This is a genomic window from Streptomyces minutiscleroticus, assembly GCF_014650875.1.
Classification (GTDB): Bacteria; Actinomycetota; Actinomycetes; order Streptomycetales; family Streptomycetaceae; genus Streptomyces; species Streptomyces minutiscleroticus.
On the sequence record NZ_BMVU01000266.1, the window covers coordinates 1 to 573 of the forward strand.

Consider the following 573-nt stretch of genomic DNA (forward strand, 5'->3'; position numbering starts at 1 on the left):
TGCCTCTTTAGCCCCCTCAACCGTTTGGCTAATTGTTCGCATAATAATTGGTTGCAAAACACGCCCCCACTGCACACCACCACATGCTCTTTAAAAGGCGCGATTAAAGCGGTAATGATTTCTACTAGGCTGTTAAAAAATTTCTTGGCGATGCGTTCAGGTTCTAAAACGCCCAAATCCTTTTCAAACGCGTGATAAAATTCTTTCAAACACACCACGCTGTTTTTGATTGTAAAAGGGTAAAAAGCGATCTCATCGCTTTGTAAGGCTAGATTTTCTAAAACCTGCCCGCTCTCTGCTTCAAAGCTAATCGTTCCTGTTAAACCCAAACTAAACGCTACTATATCAAACAAACGCCCTATGGAATTGGTAGCTATGCTTTGAATTTTTTTGTCATGCATTTGTTTAAAAATTTCTAATTCGTCTTCTTTAAAATGTTTTTGAACGCGCTTTAAAAGCTTGTTGAGTTGGTGTTTTAAGGAAATTTCTAAAACCAGGCGTTTAGGCTCTTTGATCGCTTTTTCCCCCCCTAAAAGCAGAAATTCTTCAAACCTAGCCACTTCTTCAATGCGT

1 protein-coding gene is annotated in these 573 nt (G+C 39.3%); it reads right to left on the reverse strand.

All coding sequences use genetic code 11. From position 1 onward, the window contains the following. The coding region (locus tag IE271_RS44670; RefSeq protein WP_229920015.1) for a Kae1-like domain-containing protein at positions 1-573 on the reverse strand (573 nt) is incomplete at both ends.